Raw genomic sequence first — 21,369 nt, 5'->3', positions numbered from 1 at the left:
CCCGGAAGGGCGGGACCCGGTGAGCTACAGCCGCGCCCGCACCTCCTCCACGACCCGCTCCGGCGTGAAGCCGAAATGGCGGGCGAGGTCGGCTTCCGCCCCCGAGGCACCGAAGCCGCTCATGCCGACGAAGCCGCCGTCCTCGCCGAGATAGCGGTCCCAGCCGAGGCGCACCGCCGCCTCGACCCCGACCCGGACGGTGCCGGGCCCGAGGGTGGCGCGGCGATAGGCGGCGTCCTGGCGCTCGAACAGCTCCCAGGACGGCATCGAGACCACCGCCGTCGGAACCCCCTCCTCCTCCAGGCGGCGGCGCGCCTCGACGGCGAGCGCCACCTCCGAGCCGGTGGCGAGCAGCGTGACCCGGCGGGGGCCGGTGGCCTCCTCCAGCACGTAGGCGCCGCGGGCGGACAGGTTCTCGGACCCCGCCTCGCGCCGGACTGCCGGCAGGGCCTGGCGGGCGAAGATCAACGAGGACGGGCCGGTGCGGGTCTGAAGTGCGATCTCCCAGCATTCCGCCGCCTCGACGGCGTCGGCCGGACGCAGGACCAGCATGTTGGGAATGGCGCGCAGCGAGGCCAGGTACTCGACCGGCTGGTGGGTCGGCCCGTTGCGGCCGATGCCGATCGAATCGTGGCTGAACACGAACGGCACCGGCAGCCCCATCATGGCGGCGAGCCTTAAGGTCGGGCGCAGGTAGTCGGAGAAGACCAGGTAGGTGACGCCGACCGGCACGACGCCGCCATGGGCGGCCATGCCGTTCATCATCGCCCCCATGGCGTGCTCGCGGATGCCGTAATGGACGTAGCGCCCGCCCTGGTCCTCGGCGGTGAAGGCCTTGAGCTTGCGCTTGTGCTGGGTCGCACCCTCGAGGTCCGGCGCGCCGGAGAGGAGTTCCGGAATGGCATCCGCGAGGCGGTCGACCAGCTCGCCCGAGAGCGCGATGCCGGATTGCGCCTTGCCCGACCGGGCGGCCTCGTCACGGAAGGCGCGCAGGGGCGCGTCCCAGCCCTCCGGCAGCTTGCCCTCGCGCAGGCGGTCGAGCAGGCGGCGGCGCTCCGGCGGCAGGGCGGCGACGCGGCGGGTCCAGGAGTCGAATTCGGGCGCGTTGCGCTCGCCGGCCGCGCGCCAGGCGGCGCGGATCTCGTCCGGGATCTCGAAGGCGGGGTGCGGCCAGTTCAGCGCCTTGCGGGCGGCCTCGCTCAAAGAAGCCGGGATGCGGGCGGAATGGGCCGCCCGGGTACCCTCGACGCCGGGCAGGCCGCGGCCGATCACCGTGGAGCAGCGGATCATCGAGGGGCGCGGATCGGCCTTGGACAGCAGCAGGGCGGCCGAGACCGCCTCGATGTCGTGGCCGTCGACCTCCTGGACGTGCCAGTGGCTCAGGCGGAACCGCGCCGCCATGTCGTCGCTCAGCGCGAGGTCGATCGCGCCGTCGTCGGTCATCCGGTTGTCGTCCCACAGGAAGGTGAGCTTGCCGAGGCCCAGGTGCCCGGCGAGCGAGATCACCTCCTGGCCGACGCCCTCCTGGAGGCAGCCGTCGCCGACCAGCGCATAGGTGCGGTGGTCGATGAGGTCGGGCCCGAGCCAGCGGTTCAGGTAGGCCTCGGCCAGCGCCATGCCGGCGGCGTTGGCGATGCCCTGGCCCAGCGGCCCGGTGGTGGTCTCGATGCCATGGGCGGGGGCGTATTCCGGATGGCCCTCGCAGGGGGAGCCGAGCTCGCGGAAGCGCTTGATGTCGTCGAGCCCGATCCCCGCATAACCTGAGAGATGCAGCAGCGAATAGAGCAGCATCGAGCCGTGGCCGTTCGACAGGACGAAGCGGTCGCGGTCGAACCAAAGCGGCTCGCGGGCCAGGAACTTGAGGTGGCGGGTGAAGAGCGCCGTCACCGTGTCGGCGGCGCCGAGCGGCGTGCCCGGATGCCCCTCGCCCACCCGCTCGATGGCGTCGATGGACAGGAAGCGGATCGCATCCGCGAGCGCGCGCGGCTCGGTGCCGGTCATCTGGATTCCCTCCCGGGGATTGTCGGGTGCTCTTGAGGCACGATCACCCAACAATCGCCCGGGACGGAACTCAAACGAGTTTTATCCGCGCCGGGATGAGCGGGATTCATCTCCCGCTCGATCCCGCGTCAGGCGGCGATCAGCCCGCCCATCCGGGCGACGCGGCCGAGATGGTGGTCGGCATCGCCGAACAGCTGGTCGATCATCGTGACCCGCTTGAAGTAGTGGCCGACGCTGTATTCCATGGTGACGCCGACGCCGCCATGGAGCTGCACCGCGCCCTGGCCGACGATGCGGCCGGAGCGGCCGATCTGCACCTTGGCGCCGGCAATCGCCCGGGCGCGTTCGTCCGCCTCGTCCTCGCCCGCCATCATGGTGGCGAGGAAGGCCATCGAGCGGGCCTGTTCGAGCGCGATGAACATCTCGGCGGCGCGGTGCTGGAGCACCTGGAACGAGCCGATCGTCACCCCGAACTGCTTGCGGGTCTTCAGGTACTCGACCGTCAGGTTGTGCATCCGGTCCATCGCCCCGACCGCCTCGGCGCAGAGCGCCGCGATCGCCTCGTCGGTGACCTGCTCGATCACCGGGAGGGCGCCTGCCGGATCGCCGATCACCGCGTCCGCTCCGACGCGGACCGAGGACAGCGACACCTCGGCTGCCCGCATCCCGTCCTGGGTCGGGTAGCCGCGGCGCGACACGCCCTCGGCGTTCGCCTCGACCAGGAACAGTCCGATCCCGTCGCGGTCGCGGCGCGAGCCCGCGGTCCGGGCGGAGACGATCAGCCGGTCAGCACTGTCCCCGTGCAGGACCAGGGACTTCTCCCCCTCCAGCACCCACCCGTCGCCGTCGCGCCGCGCGGTGACGCCGACATCGTGCAGGTCGTAGCGGGCCTGGCGCTCGCTATGCGCGAAGGCGTAGCGGGTCTCGCCGGCGATGAGGCCGGGCAGCCATTCGGCGCGCTGCTCCGGGCTCGCGGCATGACGCAGCACGCCGCCGGAGAGCACGACCGTCGCGAGGTAGGGCTCCAGCGCCAGCGCGCCGCCGAACGCCTCCATGACGATCATCGTCTCGACCGGCCCGCCGCCGATGCCGCCATCCTCCTCCGAGAACGGCACCGCGAGCAGGCCCTGCTCGGCGTAAGCCACCCACATCGCCTTGGCGAAGCCCTCCGGCTCCTTCCCGTAGCGCTTGCGGGATTCGAAATCGTAGCGGTCGGTCAGCAGCCGCTCGACGCTGTCCTTGAGGAGGCGCTGCTCCTCGCTCAGATCGAAATCCATCGGGTCGTTTCCGTTCTCGCCGGTCTCGAAACGCGGCTTGTTCGATTGATCCCAATCACGACCTCATCCTGAGGTGCGACCGGAGGGAGCCTCGAAGGAGGGCTCCAGAAGTCTCGGTGGTCCCTGGAGCCCTCCTTCGAGGTCAGTCGATCTTCGATCGACTGACACCTCAGGATGAGGTCGAGGGGAGGAAGGGTCGGGTGGCTACTTTCCAGCCCAACCCTCCCCTATCCTCATAGGCCCAAAATCGCCTTCGCGATGATGTTCTTCTGGATCTCGTTCGAGCCGCCGTAGATCGAGATCTTGCGCCAATTGAAGTAGGTCGGCGCGGCCGGCCCCGCCCAGTCGGGGCCGACCGGCGGCTCGTTGCTCAAGTGGTCGTCGCCCTCGTCCTCGGCGGCGTAAGGCAGGGCGTAGGGGCCCACGACCTCGAGCAGCAGCTCGGTCGTCGCCTGCTGGATCTCCGAGCCCTTGATCTTGAGGATCGAGGAGGCCGGGTCGGGCTTCCCCTTCTCGCGGGTGCGCTCGGCCGCCACCACCCGCAGCTGGGTCATCTCCAGCGCCTTCAGCTCGATCTCGAGCGCCGCCAGCTTCTCGCGGAAGCGCGGATTCTCCAGGATCGGCGTGTCGCCGACGCGCTCGATCGCCGCCAGCTCCTTCAGGCGCCGGATGCGCTGCTTCGAGACGCCGACCCGGGCGATGTTGGTACGCTCGTTGCCGAGCAGGAACTTGGCGTAGTCCCAGCCCTTGTTCTCCTGGCCGACCAGATTTTCGACCGGCACCTTCACGTCGTCGAAGAAGACCTCGTTGACCTCGTGCCCGCCGTCGATGGTCTGGATCGGCCGCACGGTGATGCCCGGCGTCTTCATGTCGATGAGGAGGAAGCTGATGCCCTCCTGCTTCTTTACGGTGGCGTCGGTGCGCACCAGGCAGAAGATCCAGTCGGCATACTGGCCGAGCGTGGTCCAGGTCTTCTGGCCGTTGACGATGTAGTGGTCGCCCTCACGCACCGCCTTGGTCTTGAGCGAGGCGAGGTCGGAGCCCGAGCCCGGCTCCGAGAAGCCCTGGCACCACCAGTCGTCGATGTTGGCGATGCGCGGCAGGAAGTGCTTCTTCTGCGCCTCGTTGCCGAACTGCGCGATCACCGGCCCGACCATGTAGACGCCGAATTGCAGCGGCGACGGGGCCGGGAAGCTCTGCAGCTCGTCGAGGAAGATGTACTGGCGCACCGGATCCCAGCCGGTGCCGCCCCACTCGACGGGCCAGTTCGGCACCGCCCAGCCCTTCTTGTTGAGGATCTTCTGCCAGGTGACGATGTCGTCCTTCGACGGATGACGGCCGTCGATCAGCTTCTGGCGGATCTCCTGCGGCAGGTTCTCTTGGAAGAAGGTGCGGACTTCCTGGCGGAAGGCGCGCTCCTCGGGGGTGAAGCGAAGATCCATGGGGTGCCTCCTGGATGATTTGTTGTCTTGAAGAGGTCGGCTCGACGCCGAACCCTCCCCCCTCTGCGGGGGAGGGTGGACCCTGCGTGAGCAGGGGCCGGGAGAGGGGCAGCGCGACGCTGCAAGACTTGGCGCCCTTCAGAACGGTTCAGTCTGATCCGGAAGCGGCGTCCCCCTCTCCCGCCCGGCTCCGCCGAGCACCCTCCCCCGCAGAGGGGGGAGGGTTCATGCTCACGCGCGTCGCGCCTTACAGATCCTTGAAGCCCTTGCCCTCGGCCGCCAGCCGCTCCAGCAACGCCGACGGCTTGAACGCGTCGCCGTACTCGGCCTGGTAGGCGCGCAGGCGCTCCAGGACCTTCGGCAACCCGATCGTGTCGGCCCAGAACATCGGGCCGCCGCGATAGACCGGCCAGCCGTAGCCGTTGATCCACACGATATCGATGTCGGAGGCCCGGATCGCCTTGCCCTCTTCGAGGATCTTCGCGCCCTCGTTGACCATCGGGTAGAGGGTGCGCTCCAGGATCTCCTGGTCGGTGGCATCCCGGCGCTCGACGCCCTGGCGCTCGGCCACCTTCGCGATGATCTCCTCGGTGACCTTCGAGGGCGTCGCCTTGCGCTTGGCGTCGTAGTCGTAGAAGCCGGCGCTCGTCTTCTGGCCGCGGCGATCCTGCTCGCAGAGGAGGTCGCGGACGCTCTGCGACTTGTTGGTCTCCCGGCTCCAGCCGATGTCGAGGCCGGCGAGGTCGCTCATCGTGAACGGGCCCATCGGCAGGCCGAACTCGTAGATCACCCGGTCGACGTCCCAGGGGGTGACGCCCTCGAGGATCAGCCGGTTGGCCTCGCGCTGGCGCTCGGCCAGCATCCGGTTGCCGACGAAGCCGTGGCAGACGCCGACGAGGACCGAGATCTTGCCGATCTTGCGGCCGATCTGCATCGCCGTGGCGACGACGTCCTTGGCGGTCTTCTCACCGCGCACGACTTCCAGCAGGCGCATGACGTTGGCCGGCGAGAAGAAGTGCATGCCGATCACGTCGGCCGGCCGGCTGGTCATCGCCGCGATGGCGTCGATATCGAGATAGGAGGTGTTGGAGGCCAGGATCGCACCGGGCTTGGCGATGGTGTCGAGCTTGGAAAAAATTTCCTTCTTGATGCCCATATCCTCGAACACGGCCTCGATGATGAGGTCGCACTCGGCGAGCTTTTCCAGCTCCAGGGTGTCGGTGAGGAGGCCCATCCGGGTCTCGACGTCCTCCGGCTTCAACCGGCCCTTCTTGGCCGTGTTCTCGTAGTTGGTGCGGATGGTCTTGAGGCCGCGATCCAGCGCCTCGCGCTTCGTCTCGACGATCGTCACCGGGATGCCGGCGTTCAGGAAATTCATCGATATGCCGCCGCCCATCGTGCCGGCGCCGATCACGCCGACGCGGGCGATGGGGCGGGCGGGCGTGTCGTCCGGCACGTCCGGGATCTTGGCGGTCTGGCGCTCGGCGAAGAACACGTAGCGCTGCGCCGCCGACTGGGTGCCGGAGACGAGTTTCTGGAACTCTGCGCGCTCGAAAGCCAGACCCTCGTCGAAGGGCAGCCGGCAGGCGGCCTCGATGCAGGCGATGCAGGCCGCGGGCGCCTCGAAGCCACGGGTCTTGCGGGCATTCTCCTCGCGGAATTCCGCGAACAGGCCGGGATTGTCGCGCCCGTCCGCGATCTTGTCGTCGCGGTCGCGGATCTTCAGGAGCGGCCGGCCTTCCGCCACCACCCGCTCGGCAAAGGCGACCGCGTGGGCGCGAAGCCCGTCCTCCGGGGCCAGTTCGTCGATCAGCCCCATCGCGGCCGCCGCCTTGGCGCCGATCGGCGAGCCGCCGACGATCACCTCGAGCGCCTTGCGCGGGCCCACCACCCGCGGCAGGCGCTGGGTGCCGCCCGCACCCGGCAGGATGCCGAGCTTGACCTCGGGCAGGCCGACCTTGGCGCTCGGCAAAGCCACCCGGTAATGGCAGGCGAGCGCCGTCTCCAAGCCACCGCCCAGCGCGTTGCCGTGGATCGCCGCGACGACGGGTTTGCTCGCCGCCTCGATGCGGTTGAGGAGGTCGGGCAGGCTGATGCCGCTTTGCGGCTTGCCGAACTCGGTGATGTCGGCCCCGGCCGAGAACATCCGGCCACCGCCGATCAGCACGATCGCCTTGACGGCGGGATCGGCCTCCGCGGCGTCCACCGCCGCCAGGATGCCCTGGCGGAGCGCGGTGCCGAGCGCGTTGACCGGGCCGGATTGCAGCGTCAGTACCGCGACCGCGCCCTCGCGGGAGGTCGACACGACGTTGTCGTTGGTCGGCGTACCTTGGGCGTTGGAATCTTGCGCCATATCCCAAAAAATCCCTCTGCCGGCTTCCTCCGGGCGCCTCTTGCCGGGCGCCGTCACGAGCCGGAATGTGGCAGGATCAGTAGATCTCGAACAGGCCCGCGGCGCCCATGCCGCCGCCGACGCACATCGTCACCACCCCGTACTTGGCGCCGCGGCGCCGTCCTTCCAGCAGGATGTGCCCGGTCATCCTTGCCCCCGACATGCCGTAGGGATGCCCGATCGAGATCGCACCGCCATTGACGTTCAGGCGCTCGTCCGGGATGCCGAGTTTATCGCGGCAATAGAGCACCTGGCTGGCGAAGGCCTCGTTCAGCTCCCAGAGATCGATGTCCTCGACCCTCAATCCGTGCTGCTTGAGGAGCTTGGGCACCGCGAAGACCGGGCCGATGCCCATCTCGTCCGGGTTGCAGCCGGCGACCGCCATGCCGCGATAGGCACCGAGCGGCGTCACACCCCGGCGCTCGGCCTCGCGCGCCTCCATCAGCACGACCGCCGCCGCCCCGTCCGAGAGCTGGCTGGCATTGCCGGCGGTGATGAACCGGCCTTCCTTGATCCGCTGGCCGTCCTTGAACACGGGCTTGAGGCCCTGGAGGTCCTCGAGCTTGGTCTGGGGCCGGTTGCCCTCGTCCTGGGAGAGCGTCACGTCCTTGTGCGACACCGCGCCGGTCGCCTTGTCGACGACCGCCATGCGGGCGGCCATCGGCACGATCTCGTCGGCGAACCGATTCTCGGCTTGCGCCCGGGCCGTGCGCTGCTGCGATTGCAGGGCATAAGAATCCTGCGCCTCGCGGCTGATGCCGTAGCGCGCCGCCACGTTCTCGGCGGTCTCGATCATCGTCATGTAGATCGCCGGCACGTGCTCGACGAGCCACGGATCCTGGGCCCGGAACCGGTTGACCTTGTCGTTCTGCACCAGCGAGATCGATTCGAGACCGCCGCCGACCGCGACGTCGAGCCCGTCGGTGATGATTTCCTTGGCCGCCGTGGCGATCGCCATCAGGCCCGACGCGCATTGCCGGTCGAGGCTCATGCCGGCCACCGTCTCGGGCAGCCCGGCACGCAAGGCCGCCTGACGGGCGATGTTGCCGCCGGTCGAGCCCTGCTGGAGGGCTGCGCCCATCACCACGTCGCCGATCTCGGCCGGGTCGATGCCGGCGCGCTTCACGGCATGCGCGATGGCGTGTCCGCCGAGCGCCTGCCCTTGCGTGTCGTTGAAGGCGCCCCGGTAGGCCTTGCCGATGGGGGTGCGCGCGGTGGCGACGATGACGGCTTCCCGCATCTGGTGGTCTCCTCCGATGCCGCCCACCGCTACGGAGGACGGGTTTTGCCGTATTATCGGGGATTGGGTATGGAGCCGCAAGCCCCCGGACTCTGGGCCGGAGCGAGGGAATTGCTCTCGGTTCCGCCCTCGCTACGGCCGCGTTTTCGAAAACACGGCTTGCTTAATCGCCATACGGGGCTAAGCTCGCCGCAAAAGCAAGGCCTGTTTGAGAAGGCCCCGCGGGAGGACGCCCCCATGCAGACGCCGCTCTTCGATCTCACCGGCCGCGTCGCCATCGTCACCGGCTCGTCCCGCGGCATCGGCCGCGCCATCGCCGAGCGCCTGGCCGAGCACGGCGCCAAGGTGGTGATTTCCTCGCGCAAGGCGGAGGCCTGCGCGCCGGTGGCCGAGGCGATCAATGCCCGCCACGGCGCGGAACGGGCTCATGTGATCGCCGCCAGCATCTCGTCGAAGAGCGACCTGGAGCGCCTGGCGAAGGGCACCGAGGACCGCTTCGGCCGCATCGACACGCTGGTCTGCAACGCCGCCTCGAATCCCTATTACGGGCCAATGAGCGGCATCTCGGACGACCAGTTCCGCAAGATCCTCGACAACAACGTGATCGCCAGCCACTGGCTGATCGGGTTCTGCGCCCCCGGCATGATCGAGCGTCGGGACGGGTCGGTCATCCTGGTCTCGTCGGTCGGCGGCCTGAAGGGCTCGGGCGTGATCGGCGCCTACAACGTCTCGAAGGCGGCCGATTTCCAGCTCGCCCGCAACCTCGCGGTGGAGCTCGGACCGCACAACGTGCGGGTCAACTGCATCGCCCCGGGCCTGATCCAGACCGACTTCGCCCGCGCCCTGTGGGAGGACCCCACGTCGCGGGCCGCCTACACGGCGCGCACGCCGCTCGCCCGCATCGGCCAGCCCGACGAGATCGCAGGCGCCGCGGTCTTCCTCGCGAGCCCGGCCGGCGCCTTCATGACCGGCCAGAGCATCGTGATCGACGGCGGCCAGACGATCACCTGACCGGGCGCACAGCCCACCCCGTCACGTCGCCATCCGTCATGCCTTTCCATCCCACCCGCGACCTCATCCTGAGGTGTTGGCGATCAGAGATCGCACTCGATCGGAGATCGACCGATCTCTAAGTAGGGATCCAGAACTCTCCGCGCTCTCTGGAGCCCTCCTTCGAGGCTCACTGCGGTCGAATGCGATCTTCGATCGCCAGCACCTCAGGATGAGGTCGCGGGTGGGAGCAAGAGGCTAAGCAGATTTCGCAAAAGTGGCCGCCGGTTTTGCGGAAAAAATCTGCGATAAAACAAGGATCTAAGCGGACGAAGCGTTGGCCTGCCAACGCAAGTCTGCTTAGAACATCCAAGCCAAACAGGCTCCCAGCGAGCCGCCAGTCACGAGCCCGCCGATGACCGAGCAGACGATTGCCCCGTCCTGGCCCGCCCTCTCGCTTGCCGAGGTGAATGCGCGCCTGACCGCGCCGGGCTCGCCCTTCGCGGTGAGGGAGATCGCGATCCGCGGCGTGCCGACCCGGATCTGGGCCAACGCGCCGCTCACCCTGCGCGACGTGTTCCTCGCCGGACGCGCGCACGGGGACAAGACCTTCCTAGTCTACGAGGACGAGCGGGCGAGCTTCGAGGCGTTCGGCCGCGCCACCCTGGCGCTGGCCGACGACCTGATCCGCGGCGGCGTCCGCCCCGGGGACCGGGTGGCGATCGCGATGCGCAACCTGCCGGAATGGCCGGTGGCGTTCTTCGCGGCGCTCCTCACCGGGGCCATCGCGACGCCGCTGAACGCCTGGTGGACTGGCCCGGAGCTCGATCACGGCTTCATCGATTCCGGTGCCTGCGTCGCCATCGTCGACGAGGAACGCTGGGCCCGCATCATCGAGCGCCGCGACGGCTATCCGGCCCTCAAGCGGGTGCTGATCGCCCGCGCGCCGGCCGCCGTCGGCACCGAGAGCCTGACCGACCTCATCGGCCCGATCGCGGACTGGGCCAAGCTGCCGGAGGGCCGGATCCCCGACCTGCCGATCGGTCCGGAGGACGTCGCCACCCTGTTCTACACCTCCGGCACCACCGGCCGCTCGAAGGGAGCGATCGGCACCCACCGGGCCGGCGCCAGCAACGTGATGGCGCATCCGTTCTCGGCCGCCCGCGCCTTCCTGCGCCGGGGCGAGCCGGTCCCGGCACCGGACCCGTCGGCGCCCCAGAAGGTGGGCCTGCTCTCGATCCCGCTCTTCCACGTCACCGGCTGCTTCGCCACCCTGGTGCCGAACCTCTTCCGCGGCGGGCGCCTGGTGATGATGCGGCGCTGGGACCTCGCCCGCGCGATGGCCTTGATCGAGCGCGAGCGCTGCACCAGCGCCGGCGGCGTGCCGACGATCGCGTTCCAGCTCCTCGACGGGATGGCGGCCGGCACCCACGACCTCTCGTCCCTGGAGACGATCAGCTACGGTGGCGCCCCGGCCCCGGCCGACCTGGTGCGCCGCCTGCGTGCCGCCTTCCCGAACGCCCAGCCGGCGACCGGCTGGGGCATGACCGAGACCACCGCCACCTTCACCCACCACCAGAGCGAGGATTACGTCCACCGCCCCGAGAGCTGCGGCCCGCCCCTGCCGATCTGCGAAGCGGAGGTGAGAGACCCGGAGGAGAACCCGCTGCCGTCCGGCGAGGTCGGGGAATTATGGGTCAAGGGCCCGATCGTGGTCGCCGGCTACTGGAACCGGCCCGACGCCGACGCGACGGTGTTTCGCGACGGCTGGCTGCGCACCGGCGACCTCGCGCGGATCGACGAGGAGGGCTTCATCACCATCGTCGACCGGGCCAAGGACATGCTGATCCGCGGCGGCGAGAACATCTACTGCGCCGAGGTCGAGGGCGTCCTCTACGATCACCCGGCGGTGGTCGACGCCGCCGTCGTCGGCATCCCCCACCCGACGCTGGGCGAGGAGCCCGGCGCCGTGGTGGCGATCGCCCGCGGTGCGGAAGCCAACGAGGCGGACTTGCGCGCCTTCGTGGCCGCGCGGCTGGCCGCCTTCAAGGTACCGGTGCGCATCCTGCTCCACGACGAGATTCTGCCGCGCAACCCGAGCGGCAAGATCTTGAAGGGAGAGTTGAAGAAGTTGTTTTGATCTTGGAAGAAAGTTGCAGATTTTATCTTGTGATCGTTCTCAACGATGCAGGTCCCGTCCGCGTCGTGTCGGCCCGCGGAATCCGCAGCGATCGCCTCTCACAGCCGCGACCTCATCCTGAGGTCGCGGCTGTGAGAGCCCGATAGCCGGCAGACTTCAGACCAGTGTCGTGTACCGCGTTCCCCGGCAAAAAGCCCCGGAAGCCGTGCTCCCCGGGGCTTTCCGTCGACCGAAGTCGGGTCTTACTTCTTCTCGTCCGCTTTCGGCGCGGTCGCCGGAGCGGCCGGGGCCGCCGCAGTCTTCTCGATCTTCGCGCCCTCGCGCAGCTTGGTGATCAGGTCCTGCTGCGTCTTGCGGGTGAGATAGGCCTCGACCTGCTCCTTCATCTCGTCGAAGCTCGGCACCGGCTTGGTGCGCTTCTCCTCGACCTTGATGACGTGCCAGCCGAACTGGGTCTTGACCGGGTCGGAGATCTTGCCGGCCTCCATCTTGAACGCCGCGTCGGCGAAGGGCGCGACCATCCGCTCCTTGGTGAACCAGCCGAGATCGCCGCCCTCGGCTTTCGACCCGGGATCCTTCGAGGTCTCGGCCGCGACCTTGGCGAAGTCCTCGCCGGCCTTCAGGCGCGCGGCGATCTTCTTGGCCTCGGCCTCGTTGTCGACGAGGATGTGGCGGGCATGCACCTCCTCCTCGGGCTTCATCGCCTTGACGGTCTCGTCGTAGAGCGCCCGCTCGGCCTGCGGCGTCACCGCCTTCTTGGCCTCGCGCTCCAGGTACTCGTCGAGGAGGAGCTTGTCGCGGAAGTAGGCGAGCTTGCGGACGAAGTCCGGGTTGTCGGCGATCTTGGCCTTCTCGGCTGCCTGGGCGCCGATCTTCAGGTCGACCATGTAGTCGACGAGGAGACCCTTCTTCTGCGCCTCGTCGACGCCGGGCAGCGACAGGGCCGGATCGTCGGCCGCCACCGCGAGATCGCCGGCGGTGATGGGTGAGCCGTTGACCTTGGCGACGACGGTGTCGGGCGACTGGGCGGGGGCCGGAGCGGCGGCAGGGGCCGCGGCGGGGGCGGGCGCTTGAGCGAGTGCCGCTCCCGGCAGAAGGAGCCCGAGGGCGAGCGCGCCGTTGCGCCAGAGGGGGGAGAGGGTCGGCATGGCGTGATCCTTGGGGCCCGTGCGCGAAGTCGGTCTTGAGACCGGCGGACAGGTGGCAAAGATCGGCAGACAAGACAAGCGGCGCGTGCGCCGCAGCGGCAGGGCCCAGGCACTCACTCCCGCGGCAGGAAACACACCGGCAGGACGCACAGGGGGTCTCCCCGCGGATCCCGTGATCCGCGAGGGAGGCTGGAACTCAGTAGCCGGTCGAGGCGACCTCGACCCGGTTGCCGCGGCGGGCGAAGGCCACCGAGGCGGCGGCACCGTCCTGGGTGCCGGGCACCGAGAAGCTGACGACCTGGTCGGAGGCCAGCGTGGTGATGACCCGCAGCGGGGTCGCGGCACCGGCATCCGCCGGAGCCAGGGTGGCGACGACCCGCAGGCCGTCCTTCTCGACGGTGTAGTAGGCCGAGCCGCGCACCGGACCGAGATCGAGGCTGTGGGCCTGGCGCGGATTCAGCTCGGAGGCGCCGGCCGCGGTCGCGAGGACGAGGCCGAGAGCGGTGAGGGAGAGGAGACGCATCGGTGGTCCAGGAGTTCTGTCCGGCGCGGGAAGCGCATCCGGAAAGCCGGGATCTGCCGGGAGACCGCAGTAGATCATTCACCATGGTGCGACGCAATAGAAACATATTGCATTGCAGCATCGCACGCTTGCACACCCATTCATGCTCGTCATCGGTGACCTCGTGCCGCGACGTCGCGCCCTCCCCCGGTCCGGGCGTCCCGTGACCTTCGGGCCGCCCTGCCCTAACTGACTTGCCCACTGGCCGATCCGCGCCGCCCGCCGTCGCCGACCCGGAGCCTGGACGTTCATGAGCACCTACCGCTTCGACAGGCTCCTCAGCCCGCGCTCCGTGGCGCTGGTGGGCGCGAGCGAGCGGCCGAACGCGTTCGGCGCCGCGATCCTGCGCAACCTGCGCGAGGCCGGCTTCCAGGGCCCGATCTGGCCGGTGAACCCGCGCCACGACCGCGTCGACGGCGTGCAGGCCTTCGCCGATCTCGCCGACCTGCCCGAGCCCGCCGACCTCGTGGTGATCGTCACCCCGCCCGAGACCGTGCCGGAGGTGGTGGCGGCGGCGGGCCGCCGGGGCTGCGGGGCGGCCGTCATCATCACCACAGGCCTCGGCAGCGGACCGGATTCGCTGGCGGAAGCGGCGCGAGCGGCGGCGCGGCGGCATTCCCTTCGCCTCGTCGGGCCCGACAGCATGGGGCTCGCGGTGCCGGGGAGCGCGCTGAATGCCAGCCTGCTCGCCCGGGCGCCGCTCCCCGGCGACCTGGCGCTGATCTCGCAGTCGCGCACGGTGGCGGCGGGTATCGTCGCCTGGGCGCAAGGACGCGGCACCGGCTTCTCGGGCATCGTCTCGCTGGGCAACGCGATCGACGTCGACATCGCCGATTGCCTCGATCATTTCGCCGCCTGCATCCGCACCCGGGCGATCCTGCTCTCCATCGACAGCGTGTCCGACGCGCCGAAATTCATGTCGGCGGCGCGGGCCGCCGCGCGGGCGAAGCCCGTGGTGGTGCTGCGCTCGGGGCGGCACGACACCGCCCGGGCGATCGACGGCCGTGCCGCCACCCATACGGGGATTCTCGCGCGCAAGGACGCGGTCTACGACGCCGCCTTCCGGCGGGCGGGCCTCCTGCGGGTGCAGGACCTCGACGAGATGTTCTCGGCGGTCGAGACGCTCGGGCGCCAGCGTCCCTTCCCGGGGCGGCGCCTCGCGATCCTCGCCAATGGCCGCGGCGTCGGCGCCATCGCGGTCGACCGGCTGATGGATCTCGGCGGTACCCTGGCGGGCCTCTCGGACGAGACCCGGGCGCGGCTGGCGACGGTGGTCCCGGGCACCGATCCGGCCGCTTGGCGCAACCCGGTCGATATCGGAGCCGATGCCGACGGGCCGCGCTACGCCGCCGCCCTGGAGGCGCTGATGGCCGACCGCGACAACGACGCCGTGCTGGTCATCAACGTGCCCACCGCCCTCTCGAGCGGCGGTGCGGTGGCGCGCGCGATCGTCGAGGCGGTGAAGACCGGCCGCAAGGGCAGCTTTCGCGCCCGGCCGGTCTTCGCCGTCACCGTCGGCGACGAGGCGGCCGGCGAGATCCTGAGCCAGGCCGGCCTTCCGCGCTTCGCCACCGATGCCGATGCGGTCGAGGGCTTCACCCATCTGGTGCGCTACCGCGAGGCGCAGGACGATCTCACCACCACCCCGGCGATGCTCCCCGCCGACCTGGTGCCGGATGCCGGCGCCGCCAGGACGATCGTCGATCGTGTGCTCGCCGAGGGACGGACCTGGCTCGACCCGCGCGAGATGGCGGACCTGCTCGCCGCCTACGGCATCCCGGCCCAGAGGGTGACCCTCGCCGCCGATTCCGACGCGGCGGCGGAGGCCGCCTGGCCGATCATCGCGGCGGGGGGCACGGTGGCGTTGAAGCTCGCCTCGCCGGACGTGGTGCACAAGTCCGACATCGGCGGCGTGCGGCTGGGGCTCTCCAGCGAGGCGGCGGTGCGCGAGGCGGCGGCCGAGATGCTGGCCCGGGCGGCGCGGGAGCGGCCCGATGCAAGGGTGACCGGGTTCGTCGTCCAGGCGATGCTGCGGCGGACGCAAGCGCGCGAACTGATCGCCGGGCTCGTCGACGATCCGGTCTTCGGTCCCGTCGTGGTGTTCGGCCGCGGCGGCACCGCCGTCGAGGTGATCGACGACCGGGCGCTGGCGCTCCCGCCCCTCGACCGGCGGCTCGCCGCCGACCTCATCGGCCGCACCCGGGTGGCGCGCCGGCTCAAGGCCTATCGCGATGTCGCGGCCGCCGACGAGGCGGCGGTCGCCCTGGTGCTGGTCAAGCTCGGCCAGCTCGCCGCCGACCTGCCCGAGCTGCGCGAGCTCGACATCAACCCGCTGCTGGCCGACCGCGACGGCGTCATCGCCCTCGACGCCCGCGCGGCGGTCGCGCCGCTGCCGCCGGAGCGGCGGCGCGACGCGGGGGCCGGCCCGAGCCATGCGCGCTTCGCCGTGCGGCCCTATCCGGGCGCCTGGGAGCGCCGCATCACCCTCGACGAGCAGGCGATCCTGGTCCGCCCGGTCCGGGCCGAGGACGAGGGGCTGTTCGAGGCCTTCTTCCGCCAAGTCAGCGCCGAGGACCTGCGCCTGCGCTTCTTCGCGCCGGTGCGCGACTTCAGCCACGCCTTCCTCGCCCGCCTCACCCAGCTCGACTATGCCCGCGCCATCGCCTTCGTGGCGATCGAGGAGGCCAACGGCACGATGATGGGGGCGGTGCGCCTCCATGCGGATGCCAACCACGAGACCGGCGAATACGCGATCCTGGTCCGCTCCGACCTCAAGGGCCTCGGGCTGGGCTGGTCGCTGATGGGGCTGATGCTCGACTGGGCCCGGGCCGAGGGCTTACGCCACGTCGAGGGCCAGGTCTTGCGCGAGAACACCACCATGCTGGCGATGTGCCGCAAGCTCGGCTTTACGGTAAGGACGGACCCCTCCGACCCCGACCTGATGCTGGTGCGGCGCGCCCTGACGGAGGAGAGTGCCGCGCCGTCCCCCTGAGAGTCAGGCTCTCGCAAGATTCCGCTCCCGCATGCGTGACACTCCTCCCCTCGACATCGCCGGTGGCCTGCTGCTCACCGCCGCCGCCGGCTACGTCGACGCCGTCGGCTTCCTGCGGCTCGACGGGCTCTACACCTCGTTCATGAGCGGCAACTCGACCCAGTTCGCGGTCTCGCTGTCCCAGGCGGGCCACCCCGTCGCCTGGGAGATTGCCCTCCTGTTCGTCTGCTTCCTCACCGGGGGCTTCTGCGGCAGCCTGGTCTCGCTGCGCGTGCCCGGGCGCTGGGGGCCGGCGGCGGTGCTCTGCGTCGAGGCCGCGCTCCTGATGGTCGCGCTGTCGCTGGCCTTCAGCCCGGCGCAAGGCCCGGTGGCGCCGCTGCTCGCCGCCGCCATGGGGGCGCAGAACGCGGCCTTGCGCCGGAGCGCGGGCTTTCGCCCCGGCGTCACCTTCGTGACCGGTACCCTGTTCAGCCTCAGCCACACCCTGGCGCAGGCCGCGACGCGGATGGGCCCGATCTTCGGCTGGGTGCCGGATGCCTGCACCTGGCTGGCGCTGGTCGGCGGGGCGGTGGCCGGGGGCCTGGCCTATCGGGGCTACGGGCTCGAGGCGCTGGTGGTCCCGGTCACGGTGGTCGGGCTGGTGCTGGCGCTCGCGGTGGGACGGGCGATGCGGGTGGGTGCGGCGGCGTGACCGGCGGATCGAACCAGGGCCCGCCGGTTCGCGACTTCGTCCATCTCCGGCGCGATGCCGCCAGCGGCATCGAGGCGGTGACGGCGCGGTTCCTCGGCCACGCCTACGACATGCACCACCACGACGAGTGGCTGGTCGGGGTGACCCATGAGGGCATCCAGGATTTCTACTGCCGCGGCGCGCGCCGGCAGAGCGTCGCCGGGCGGGTGATCCTGATCGAGCCCGGCGAGCGCCATGACGGGCAGGCTTTGGAGGAGCCGGGCTTCCGCTACAGCATGCTCTACCTGCCGCAGGACTGGCTGCGACGCGAGATGGGCGGCAGCGATGCGGGAATCGGGTTCCGCCGCACGCTGGCCGACGACCGGCATCTCGGCGGGGCCATCGCCCGGGCATGTCGCGCCGTGTTCGGCGCCGCCTCGCCGCTCGCGACCGACGCGGCCCTGGACGATCTCGCCGGGCACCTGCGCCGCCATCTCGGCGCCGCATCCTCCACCCCGCCGCCCGACGGCGATCCGGTCGTCGCCGAGCGGGCGATGGATTTCATCAGGGCCCACGCCGCGACGGCCTTCGGCCTCGACACGCTCGCCCGGGCCGCCGGGGCGGCGGACCGGTTCCAGCTCGCCCGCGCCTTCCGGCGGCGCTTCGGCACCTCGCCGCATGCCTGCATGGTCGAGATCCGCCTCGCCCGGGCCCGGGCGTTGCTTCGCGCCGGGACGCCGCCGGCCGAGGCCGCCTTCGCCGCCGGCTTCTCCGACCAGAGCCATCTCGGCCGCTGGTTCCGCCGCGCCTACGGCCTCACCCCGGCGGTCTACCGGAGCGGGCGCACGAACGTTCCAGACGGAGCGATCGCCCTCGACTAGCCCTGCGCTCCATCACCCGCAGGGAGAGCCCGATGTTCGACACCAAGGTGGCCATCCTGGTCCGCGACGACCTCGCCGTGTGGCAGAAGCTGAACGTCACCGCGTTCCTGGCGACCGGCATCGCCGGTGCCGTGCCCGAGGCGATGGGCGAACCCTATCTCGACGCGGCGGGCCGCCGCCACGCCCGCCTGCTCGGCCAGCCGATGCTGATCTTCGCCGCTACCACCGAGGTGCTCCAGCGCGCCTGGCAGCAGGCGATCCGGCGCGACCTCGCCCGCAGCGCCTATGTCCGGACGATGTTCGAGACCGGGCACGACGCCGCCAACCGCGAGGTGTTCCGGTCCGAGCCCGCCGACGCGCCGGACCTCGTCGGCCTCGCCCTCCACGGCCCGAGGAAGGACGTCGACAAGGCGACGAAGGGGGCGGCTTTGCATCCATGAAACAGGACCGAGCATGGGTCCGAACCGATGGCAGTCGTCTCCCCGTCACCCCAAAGGCGATCGAGACGATCCCGACCGGCGGCGATCTCCCGCGCCGCCCGAGCCGTGATCGCTAAAATGCGAGAGGATTTCCGAACGGGGTGACCAGTCCTCTCCGGCTAACGTCCCGGCATGTGATCCGGGAGACGCTGACGAATGGCACCCCCAGGCAATCTCCAAGGCAATCTTCTCGCCCGCGCCGAGGCCGTGGTCGCGCGCGCGTTCCGCGTCGCCGCCGAGCACCAGGCGACCCTGGCCCAGGCCCGCAACGCCGTGCAGCCCCTGCGCGACGCGGCGGTACGGCAGAGCGGGGGCGTGCCGCATGCCCCCGACGCGGACAGGCCGCGCAAGGACCGGCCGGCCTGAGCCGATTTGACCCGCTGGCCCGACCCGGCCGGCATGCTAGCCTGCCCTCGTCGCCCGTCCGCGGACGGTGCCAGCGGGAGCCAGGCATGATGAAGGCCGAGCCGGAGAGCGCGCAACGCAAGCCCGCCCAGGAGGGCCGGGCCGATCCGGTGCGCGCCGGGCTCGACCGGCTGGTGCTGCGGGCCGGGCGGGTGACCCTGTGGGAGCAGGCCTGGCCGATCCTGTGGCGCGGCCTCGCGGTTCTGCTGGCCTTCCTCGCCGTCTCGTGGCTCGGGCTGTGGCTCGATGCCGGGCCGGCCTGGCGCATGGCCGGGGTGGCGCTGTTCGGTCTCGCCCTCGCCGCCGCCCTGCTGCCGCTCGTGCGCCTGCGCCGGATCGCACGGACCCAGGCGCTGGCGCGGATCGACCGCGATGCGGGCCTCGGCCACCGCCCGGCCCGGACGCTCGAGGACACGCTGGCGCTGGGCCAGGACGATCCCGGCACAAGGGCGCTCTGGGCCCTGCATCGGAACCGCGCCGCCGCCACGCTGGCGCGGCTGAAGGTCTCCGGCCCGCGGCCCGGGATGACCCGGCGCGATCCCTTCGCCTTGCGCGCCGGCGCGATCCTCGCCGCCGTGGGTGCCGCCTTCGTGGCGGGGCCGGAAGCCGGCGAGCGCCTGCGCGCCGCCTTCGACTGGCGCGGGCCCGTCGCGGCCGCGCCCTCGTTCCGGGTCGACGGCTGGATCGACCCGCCGCTCTATACCCGGACGCCCCCCCTCATCGTCACCCTGGCGGAGGCGGGCCAGCGCCTGCGGGCGCCGGTGAACTCGACGCTGGTGGTGCGCATCGCCGGCGCCAGCGACGCGACGGTGACGCCGGGCGCCGGCCTCAAGGCCCTGCCCGCCACCGCGCCGGCCCGGCCCGACCTGCGCGAGGAGCGCTTCACGCTCACCGGCGGCACCGCCGAGGTCGCGGTGCAGACGGGCTTTGCCAGCACCCATCGGCTGACCATCGAGACCATCCCCGACCGGCCGCCGGAGATCGCCTTCGCGGGCCAGCCGGAGACCAACGGGCGCGGTACCTTCACCCTCGCCTACCGGGCCAAGGACGATTACGGCATCGCCTCCGCGGAAGGGATCGTCGAGCCGCAGACGAAGGGGCGCAGCCTGGTGCCGCCGCCGCGCCTGACCCTGAGCCTGCCGGCCGATGCGCAGGGGACCGGCGACACCCGCACGCTGATCGACCTCACCGACAACCCCTGGGCCGGCGCCAAGGTGTTGCTGACCCTGGTGGCGAAGGACGAGGCGGGCCAGGAGGGGCGCTCCGCCCCCCTCGCCTTCACGTTGCCGGGCCGGTTCTTCACCAAGCCGCTCGCGCGTTCGCTGGCCGAGGAGCGGCGCCGCCTCGTCCTCGACCCGGACGGCAGCCGGGCCCGGGTCGAGACCTCCCTCGACGCGCTCCTGATCGCGCCGGAGCGGTTCACGCCGCAATGGGGCGTCTTCCTCGGCCTGCGGGAGGCGGCGCAGCGCCTGCGCACCGCGAAGACCGACGAGGCGCTCACGGAGGTCGCCGACCTTCTCTGGACCATGGCCTTGCAGATCGAGGAGGGCGACCTCTCGGATGCCGAGAAGGCGCTCCGCGCCGCCCAGGACCGGCTCAAGGACGCGATGGAGCGCGGCGCCTCCGACCAGGAGATCGCCAAGCTCACCGAGGAGCTGCGCCAGGCGATGGACCGCTTCCTGAAGGAATTCGCCCAGCGCCAGCAGCAGAACCCGCAGAATCCCGGGCAGCAGAACCAGCAGGCCGACCGGACGGTGACGCCGGACGACCTCTCCAAGATGCTCGACCAGATGCAGGAGGCGATGAAGCGCGGCGACGTGGCGGAGGCCCAGCGCCTGCTCGACCAGCTCCGCGGCATCCTGGAGAACCTGCAGACCGCCCAGCCCAACTCGCGTATGAGCGACCCCACCGCCCGCGAGATGAACCGCCAGATGCAGGATCTGGAGGCGATGGCCGGCGAGCAGCAGGGCCTGCGCGACGAGACCTTCCGCCAGGGCCAGGAGCGCCGCTTCGGCAATCGCGGCCAGCCGCAGCAGCCCGGCCAGCAGGGCCAGCGCCAGCAAGGCCAGCGCGGGCAGCAGGGCCAGCGCGGCGAACCCCAGGGGCAGGACGGCCAGCAGCCCGGCCAGCAAGGGGGGCAGCAGGGCGAGAAGCAAGGCGGGGTCGGGGATCGCCAGCAGGCCCTGCGCCAGCGCCTGGAGGACTTGCAGCGCCGGATGAAGGAGCTCGGCATGCAGGGCGAGCAGGGCCTGTCCGATGCCGAGCAGGCGATGCGCGAGGCCGAGAACGCCCTCGGCCAGGGCCAGGACGGGTCCGCCGTCGACGCCCAGGGGCGTGCCCTCGAAGGATTGCAGCGCGGCGCGCAGGGCATGGCCCAGCAGATGCAGCAGATGGGCCAGGACGGCGACGGCCAGCAGGCCGACGGGCAGCAGCAGGGCCAGGGCAATCCCACCCAGCCCGGCCGTCAGGGCGCCCGCGACAACGATCCCCTCGGCCGCCCGACCCGCAGCCGCGACTTCTCCGACGGCCGCGTGCGCGTGCCGACCGCCGAGGAATCCGGCGTCGAGCGGGCCCGGCGCATCCTGGAGGAATTGCGCCGCAAGCTCGGCGATCCGAGCCGCCCGGCGGAAGAGCTCGATTACTTCGAGCGCCTGCTGCGGCGGAACTGAGCAGGATTCCGAAGTGAAAGGCGGCGCGGTCCGGGGGGACCGCGCCGCCTTTCGTATGACCGTTCCACGGAGCGGAGGAGC

Annotated in this window: 15 protein-coding genes; 8 read left to right on the top strand and 7 right to left on the bottom strand. The window is 71.0% G+C overall.

Annotated elements, in window-relative coordinates; genetic code table 11:
* Window positions 1–24 precede the first annotated feature (24 nt).
* The 5 genes from HBB12_RS19125 to HBB12_RS19105 all read right to left on the bottom strand — a co-directional run bounded on the left by HBB12_RS19125 (window position 25) and on the right by HBB12_RS19105 (window position 8,352).
* Window positions 25–2,001, bottom strand: a complete 1,977-nt coding sequence (locus tag HBB12_RS19125; RefSeq protein ID WP_236990796.1) for a transketolase family protein — start codon at window positions 1,999–2,001, stop codon at window positions 25–27.
* Between the two features lie 128 nt (window positions 2,002–2,129).
* Window positions 2,130–3,278, bottom strand: a complete 1,149-nt coding sequence (locus HBB12_RS19120) for an acyl-CoA dehydrogenase family protein (protein WP_236990795.1) — start codon at window positions 3,276–3,278, stop codon at window positions 2,130–2,132.
* 233 nt (window positions 3,279–3,511) lie between these two features.
* A complete protein-coding gene (gene pimC / locus HBB12_RS19115; protein ID WP_236990794.1) occupies window positions 3,512–4,720 on the bottom strand; it encodes a pimeloyl-CoA dehydrogenase large subunit in 1,209 nt (402 codons plus the stop codon).
* A 247-nt stretch (window positions 4,721–4,967) separates the two neighbouring features.
* Window positions 4,968–7,073: a 3-hydroxyacyl-CoA dehydrogenase NAD-binding domain-containing protein gene (locus tag HBB12_RS19110; protein ID WP_236990793.1), complete on the bottom strand. Its 2,106-nt coding sequence runs from the start codon at window positions 7,071–7,073 to the stop codon at window positions 4,968–4,970.
* A 76-nt stretch (window positions 7,074–7,149) separates the two neighbouring features.
* Complete coding sequence (locus HBB12_RS19105; protein WP_236990792.1) at window positions 7,150–8,352, bottom strand: acetyl-CoA C-acyltransferase; 1,203 nt, start codon at window positions 8,350–8,352, stop codon at window positions 7,150–7,152.
* A gap of 237 nt (window positions 8,353–8,589) precedes the next feature.
* Between HBB12_RS19105 and HBB12_RS19100 the strand changes: the two genes are divergently transcribed.
* A complete protein-coding gene (locus tag HBB12_RS19100; RefSeq protein ID WP_236990791.1) occupies window positions 8,590–9,363 on the top strand; it encodes an SDR family oxidoreductase in 774 nt (257 codons plus the stop codon).
* 394 nt (window positions 9,364–9,757) lie between these two features.
* Complete coding sequence (locus tag HBB12_RS19095; RefSeq protein WP_236990790.1) at window positions 9,758–11,482, top strand: class I adenylate-forming enzyme family protein; 1,725 nt, start codon at window positions 9,758–9,760, stop codon at window positions 11,480–11,482.
* 242 nt (window positions 11,483–11,724) lie between these two features.
* Here HBB12_RS19095 and HBB12_RS19090 read toward each other — a convergent pair whose 3' ends face one another.
* Both HBB12_RS19090 and HBB12_RS19085 read right to left on the bottom strand, forming a co-directional pair.
* Window positions 11,725–12,630 (bottom strand): peptidylprolyl isomerase, encoded by a 906-nt coding sequence (locus HBB12_RS19090; protein ID WP_236990789.1) that lies wholly within the window; start codon window positions 12,628–12,630, stop codon window positions 11,725–11,727.
* Between the two features lie 196 nt (window positions 12,631–12,826).
* Window positions 12,827–13,153 (bottom strand): hypothetical protein, encoded by a 327-nt coding sequence (locus HBB12_RS19085; RefSeq protein WP_236990788.1) that lies wholly within the window; start codon window positions 13,151–13,153, stop codon window positions 12,827–12,829.
* Window positions 13,154–13,442: 289 nt separating this feature from the next.
* On the opposite strand from HBB12_RS19085, the gene HBB12_RS19080 reads away from it, so the two are divergent.
* From HBB12_RS19080 to HBB12_RS19055, 6 genes are all read left to right on the top strand, one after another.
* Window positions 13,443–16,184: a bifunctional acetate--CoA ligase family protein/GNAT family N-acetyltransferase gene (locus HBB12_RS19080; protein WP_236990787.1), complete on the top strand. Its 2,742-nt coding sequence runs from the start codon at window positions 13,443–13,445 to the stop codon at window positions 16,182–16,184.
* A gap of 31 nt (window positions 16,185–16,215) precedes the next feature.
* Window positions 16,216–16,875: a YoaK family protein gene (locus HBB12_RS19075; RefSeq protein ID WP_236990786.1), complete on the top strand. Its 660-nt coding sequence runs from the start codon at window positions 16,216–16,218 to the stop codon at window positions 16,873–16,875.
* Complete coding sequence (locus tag HBB12_RS19070) at window positions 16,872–17,735, top strand: AraC family transcriptional regulator (RefSeq protein ID WP_236990785.1); 864 nt, start codon at window positions 16,872–16,874, stop codon at window positions 17,733–17,735. Before HBB12_RS19075 ends, HBB12_RS19070 begins: the two co-directional genes overlap by 4 nt.
* A 32-nt stretch (window positions 17,736–17,767) precedes the next feature.
* Entirely contained in the window at window positions 17,768–18,175 is a 408-nt protein-coding gene (locus tag HBB12_RS19065; protein ID WP_236990784.1) for a PTH2-like family protein, read from the top strand.
* 195 nt (window positions 18,176–18,370) lie between these two features.
* Window positions 18,371–18,580 carry a hypothetical protein gene (locus tag HBB12_RS19060; RefSeq protein WP_236990783.1) on the top strand — a complete coding sequence of 70 codons (210 nt, stop codon included), beginning with the start codon at window positions 18,371–18,373 and terminating at the stop codon, window positions 18,578–18,580.
* Window positions 18,581–18,666: 86 nt separating this feature from the next.
* Complete coding sequence (locus tag HBB12_RS19055; RefSeq protein ID WP_236990782.1) at window positions 18,667–21,288, top strand: TIGR02302 family protein; 2,622 nt, start codon at window positions 18,667–18,669, stop codon at window positions 21,286–21,288.
* The last annotated feature ends 81 nt before the right edge of the window (window positions 21,289–21,369 follow it).

It is taken from the genome of Methylobacterium sp. SyP6R, from assembly GCF_019216885.1.
In the GTDB taxonomy this organism is placed as follows: Bacteria; Pseudomonadota; Alphaproteobacteria; order Rhizobiales; family Beijerinckiaceae; genus Methylobacterium.
Note: the sequence above shows the minus strand (reverse complement) of the source record. Positions and strands in the feature narration are given on the sequence as shown.